This window comes from Luteitalea sp., assembly GCF_044337415.1.
Taxonomy (GTDB): domain Bacteria; phylum Acidobacteriota; class Vicinamibacteria; order Vicinamibacterales; family Vicinamibacteraceae; genus Luteitalea.
This window is the reverse complement of record NZ_JBIINP010000308.1, coordinates 1-3,780: the sequence shown is the minus strand read 5'-3', so window position 1 is coordinate 3,780 and position 3,780 is coordinate 1. Positions and strand designations below refer to the sequence as shown.

The 3,780-nt window shown below is 65.2% G+C and carries 4 protein-coding genes; all 4 read left to right on the top strand.

From position 1 onward, the window contains the following. Window positions 1–536: 536 nt before the first annotated feature. Window positions 537–911: a 30S ribosomal protein S12 gene (gene rpsL / locus ACIRDX_RS21440; RefSeq protein ID WP_110173167.1), complete on the top strand. Its 375-nt coding sequence runs from the start codon at window positions 537–539 to the stop codon at window positions 909–911. Window positions 912–927: 16 nt separating this feature from the next. Continuing rightward, a complete protein-coding gene (gene rpsG, locus ACIRDX_RS21435) occupies window positions 928–1,401 on the top strand; it encodes a 30S ribosomal protein S7 (protein WP_396627464.1) in 474 nt (157 codons plus the stop codon). Between the two features lie 76 nt (window positions 1,402–1,477). Further along, window positions 1,478–3,589, top strand: a complete 2,112-nt coding sequence (fusA, locus tag ACIRDX_RS21430; RefSeq protein ID WP_396627463.1) for an elongation factor G — start codon at window positions 1,478–1,480, stop codon at window positions 3,587–3,589. A gap of 43 nt (window positions 3,590–3,632) precedes the next feature. After that, window positions 3,633–3,780, top strand: a 148-nt coding sequence (locus tag ACIRDX_RS21425; protein WP_396623799.1) for a GTP-binding protein, incomplete at its 3' end; no start/stop codon positions are given.

Genomic DNA, 3,780 nt, shown 5'->3' with positions numbered 1-3,780 from the left:
GCAGCAGGGGCGAGCGCATAGGCGAGGAGCCCCTACCAGCCCCCAGCCCCTAGCCCCCGGTACCCGGTACCCGGTACCCGGCCGTGTTGTGCTACACTGGGCGTTCGCCGCGAGGACCGGTGCCCCTCAGGGGGTGTCAGGGACAGCGGACAGCCGAGGGGCTGGCCCGGGGGTTGCACTCCTTCCCTGCGCCGTGCTAGACTCGCAAGGTTTTGTCGGGGGCAGGACACCCTATCTGCACCCGAGTCACGCGAAGTGAGGCCCGGATCCCGGGCGCCGAGCAGCAATCGGCGGTGGGGATTGGCGGGCACATCCAAGCGGGACGCCCACAGGGCGATCCGCGAGCGACAACTTCGAATACGTAGGGTACCCAGTCCCGGGTGCCAGGCCGGCATGCCGCCGGCTTTCAGGCCCGGGACGCCGTGTCGTCGCTTGTGCGATGGCGCGGAGGCAAGTCCGAACGGGCACGCCTGACGAGGCGTGCCTGGAAGCGTGTCTGTCGTCTCGAGCGACGCGCGCCTGCAGGTGGAGTCACTGTGCCGACCATCAGTCAGCTTGTTCGCAAGGGCCGCGAGGCGGTCATCGACAAGACGAAGAGCCCTGCGTTGCAGGAGAGCCCGCAGAAGCGGGGCGTCTGTGTCCGCGTATTCACCCAGACGCCCAAGAAGCCGAACTCGGCGCTCCGCAAGGTGGCCCGCGTGCGGTTGACGAACAAGATCGAGGTGACGACCTACATCCCTGGTGTGGGCCACAACCTCCAGGAGCACTCGCTGGTGCTCATCCGCGGTGGCCGTGTGAAGGACCTCCCGGGTGTCCGCTATCACGTCGTGCGGGGCACGCTCGACGCCACGGGCGTCGCGAACCGCCGGCAGGGCCGGTCCAAGTACGGCGCCAAGCGGCCGAAGTCGTAGCAGGAGCTGAAGTCAGATGCCACGCAGACGAGAGATTGCCAAGCGCGAGGTCACGCCCGACCCGCTCTACAACAGCACCCTGGTCACCAAGTTCATCGGCTCGGTGATGAGCGACGGCAAGCGGAGCACCGCGGAGCGGATTCTGTACAAGAGCTTCGAGATGATCCAGGAGAAGACCGGCGAGGAGCCCCTCAAGGTCTTCAAGAAGGCCATCGACAACACCAAGCCGAGCCTCGAGGTCAAGTCGCGGCGCGTCGGTGGGTCGAACTACCAGGTGCCGATCGAGGTCAACGTGAATCGCCGGCTCTCGCTGGCCATCCGCTGGATCGTCAGCTACTCGCGGTCGCGTGGCGACGGCAAGACGATGGAAGAGAAGCTCGCCAACGAGCTGCTCGACGCCAGCAACATGCGTGGCGGGGCCGTGAAGAAGCGTGAGGACACGCATCGCATGGCCGAGGCGAACAAGGCGTTCGCCCACTACCGCTGGTAGCAGGTCGCAGGTGAAATTCTGAAATTTCAGAATTTCAAGATTTCAGAATTGCAGTCTTCTTTCGAGTATTCGACCAATGGCCCGTCAGGTATCACTCAGTCGCACGCGCAACATCGGCATCATGGCGCACATCGATGCCGGCAAGACGACCACGACCGAGCGCATCCTCTTCTATACCGGCATCACCTACAAGATCGGCGAGGTGCACGAAGGCACCGCGACGATGGACTGGATGGAGCAGGAGCAGGAGCGGGGCATCACGATCACGTCGGCGGCGACGACGTGCTTCTGGCGTGAGCACCGCATCAACATCATCGACACGCCCGGCCACGTGGACTTCACGGCCGAGGTGGAGCGTTCGCTCCGCGTGCTCGACGGTGCGGTGGCGGTGTTCGACTCGGTGGCCGGCGTCGAGCCGCAGTCCGAGACGGTGTGGCGCCAGGCCGACAAGTACCACGTGCCGCGCATCTGCTTCGTGAACAAGATGGATCGCATCGGCGCGAACTTCGATCGCACGGTGGATCAGATCAAGTCGCGCCTGCAGGGCAACCCCTGCGTGCTGCAGTTCCCGATCGGCACCGAGGACAAGTTCCGTGGCGTGGTCGACGTGGTCCGCATGAAGGCGATCACGTACAAGGACGAGACCATGGGCGCCGAGTACGTGGTCGAGGACATCCCGGCCGACCTCATGGATCAGGCCAAGGCCTATCGCGAGCAGCTGCTCGAGAAGGTCAGCGAGGCCGACGACGCGTTGCTCGAGAAGTACCTGGGCGGCGAGGAGCTGACCGAGGCCGAGATCAAGGCGGCGCTCCGCAAGCGCGTGAACGAGTCGGTCCACCAGAAGGCCGAGGCACCCTTCGTGCCCGTCATCTGCGGGTCGGCGTTCAAGAACAAGGGCGTGCAGCCGCTGCTCGACGCGGTGGTGGACTTCCTGCCGTCGCCGGTGGAAGTGCCGTCCATCCAGGGTGTCGCTGTCGACGACGCCGAGAAGACGATCGCGCGTCCGGCCGACGACTCGGCGCCGTTCTCCGCGCTCGCCTTCAAGATCATGACCGACCCGTTCGTCGGCCAGCTCACGTTCATCCGCGTGTACTCGGGCGTGATGACCTCGGGCTCCTCGGTGCTCAACAGCACCAAGGGCAAGACCGAGCGCATCGGCCGCCTGCTGAAGATGCACGCGAACAAGCGTGAGGAAATCAAGGAAGTCTACGCGGGCGACATCGCCGCCGCGGTCGGCCTGAAGTCGGTCATGACCGGCGACACGATCTGCGACGACAAGGCCCCGGTCATCCTCGAGTCGATGGACTTCCCCGAGCCCGTCATCTCGCTGGCCATCGAGCCCAAGAGCAAGAGCGACCAGGAGAAGCTGGGCGTCGGCCTCGGGAAGCTGATGGCCGAGGATCCGACCTTCCGCGTGAAGACGGACCAGCAGACCGGCCAGACCGTCATCTCGGGCATGGGCGAGCTCCACCTCGAGATCATCGTCGACCGCCTCAAGCGCGAGTTCAACGTCGAGGCCAACACGGGCAAGCCGCAGGTCGCCTACAAGGAAACGCTGACGATGGCGGCCGAGGGCGAGGGCCGGTACGTCCGCCAGACGGGTGGTCGCGGCCAGTACGGTCACGCCAAGATCCGCCTGGTGCCGCGCCAGCCCGGCGAGGGCTACCTGTTCGAGAACAAGATCGTCGGCGGCGTGATTCCGAAGGAATTCATCAAGCCGATCGACGAAGGCATCAAGGAAGCCCTGACCACCGGCGTGCTCGCCGGCTTCCCGATCGACGACGTGGGCATCGAGCTGTACGACGGCTCGTACCACGACGTGGACTCCAACGAAATGGCGTTCAAGATCGCCGGCTCGATGGCGTTCAAGGATGCCGCCAAGCGCGCCCGCCCCGTGCTCCTCGAGCCGGTGATGCGCGTCGAGGTGGTCGTGCCCAAGGAGTTCATGGGCGACATCATGGGCGACATCGCCAGCCGCCGCGGTCACATCCAGTCGCAGGAAGACCTGGGCGGGACGCAGATCGTGGCCTCGCGCGTGCCGCTGTCGGAGATGTTCGGCTACGCCACGGACCTGCGGTCGCGCACCCAGGGACGCGCGACGTACTCGATGCACTTCGATCGGTACGAGCAGGCCCCGAACCACGTGGCCGAGGAAGTCATCGCCCGCATGCAGGGCACCAAGCAGTAGTCAGGTTCCGCAACAGGACCCGTAGAACCGGAGATCAGGCGCAATGGCCAAAGAGAAGTTCGATCGTTCGAAGCCGCACGTCAACATCGGGACGATCGGCCACATCGACCACGGCAAGACGACGACCACCGCGGCGATCACCAAGGTGCTGCACAAGCACAACCCGAAGGTGTCGTTCCGGTCGTTCGACT

Bases quoted from the DNA above. Each gene is read 5' to 3' on its own strand.
- rpsG (WP_396627464.1), top strand. From the start codon at position 928: ATGCCACGCAGACGAGAGATTGCCAAGCGCGAGGTCACGCCCGACCCG.
- fusA (WP_396627463.1), top strand. From the start codon at position 1,478: ATGGCCCGTCAGGTATCACTCAGTCGCACGCGCAACATCGGCATCATG.